Source organism: Allobacillus halotolerans (assembly GCF_018967645.1).
Classification (GTDB): domain Bacteria; phylum Bacillota; class Bacilli; order Bacillales; family Alkalibacillaceae; genus Allobacillus; species Allobacillus halotolerans.
The window spans coordinates 1-1,242 of sequence record NZ_JAHLZF010000059.1 but is presented as its reverse complement, the minus strand read 5'-3'; the positions used below and the strand labels follow the sequence as shown (position 1 = coordinate 1,242).

Below are 1,242 nucleotides of genomic sequence, written 5' to 3'. Positions count from 1 at the left end.
CTTCCTGTTGCATTATTTGTATACCAGTTTTGATCCACACCATACCAATAGTCTTTTGTGCATGGCCCTACTACAATGTTCACATGACCTGCCCAACCACCAGTCCAAACACCCCAGTCGCCTGGTTGTGGTACAAAGTCTTTTGTATTTCTAATTATCTTGAAATCTCTACCTCTATAATTAGATTTCTGAGCCATAGCATCAGCATTTCCCCATGTTCTAAATCCCCAATATTTATCGAGTAAATAATTAGGTAAATCCCAGCATTGTGCTCCCATTCCAGAACCAGGTACATCAATAGCTATTTTGTTTTTAGCGATATATAACGCCCATTCAACCACTTCACTAGCTGTGGGCTTTCTATTTTTCGGATTAGGTAATCCCATGTATGCACCTCATTTCAATCAAAATAAAAAGCCAGTGCCGAAGCACTGACTCTTAACTGTTATTTACATTTACCAAACCAGAAGCACGCCCAGAAGCTATATCCTAAAATCCCTTTAAGCATGGTAATCACCTCCTTTAAATACCAAAAACAGTTCTTAGTAAAGCTATGACAATCGTACTGAAGATAGTCCCTATCAAACCTAGAATCCACATTTTTATGTCTCTAATATTCTTGGCATTCTTTTCTTTATTCTTTTCATCTTCTACCTTGTCGCGCTTTAATTCTTCAAAATTTCTATCTAATTTGTCATAAATCTTTTCTTGCGCTCTAAGACTATCTTCTATTCTGTCGAATTTTTCAAACATAGTCTTATCATTTTCTTCTAATCGCGTTAAACGCCAATCTTGTTCATGTCGTTTGGTAAATCCAAACATTATGCCACCCACTTTATTCAAATTAAAAAGCCACAAGCATTACACCTGTGACTTTTCATCTTTTGTTTCTGGATATTTTTCTCCAGTGATTAAAGCGTATTCTTCTTTATCGATTAAACCCTTGTCTACGTACCACTTAATTTGCTCGTTTTTATAGTAACCCCAAACATAAAAAGTTTTAATGTCTTTAAAAGTTGGATAAATCATCTTCATTATTTAAACGTCCCCCTCAGTATTTGTTTTGTTAGTTTTCAGTTCAGTCAACTGTTGTGTTAACATAGCGTTTTGTTGAGCTAATTCCATTGTTAATACGTTTACTTGTGCCACCTGCATTTGCATACTCGCAACCATTCCGCGAAGTTCCTCATCACTTAAATCTGACGCACTTTGTTGGTTTGATGCATTCGGTACGTCTTCTTT

The 1,242-nt window shown here is 36.2% G+C and carries 3 protein-coding genes and 1 pseudogene; all 4 read right to left on the bottom strand.

The genetic code is table 11. The features are described from left to right. Positions 1–386: CHAP domain-containing protein (locus KQ486_RS14000; RefSeq protein ID WP_216687994.1), on the bottom strand; the 386-nt coding region annotated here is incomplete at its 3' end. 136 nt (positions 387–522) lie between these two features. Beyond that, complete coding sequence (locus KQ486_RS13995; protein WP_000466778.1) at positions 523–822, bottom strand: DUF2951 domain-containing protein; 300 nt, start codon at positions 820–822, stop codon at positions 523–525. 39 nt (positions 823–861) lie between these two features. Next, positions 862–1,035, bottom strand: a complete 174-nt coding sequence (locus tag KQ486_RS13990; RefSeq protein ID WP_000782200.1) for an XkdX family protein — start codon at positions 1,033–1,035, stop codon at positions 862–864. 3 nt (positions 1,036–1,038) lie between these two features. Further along, positions 1,039–1,242 (bottom strand): annotated as a pseudogene (locus KQ486_RS13985) (DUF2977 domain-containing protein); the annotation flags it as partial.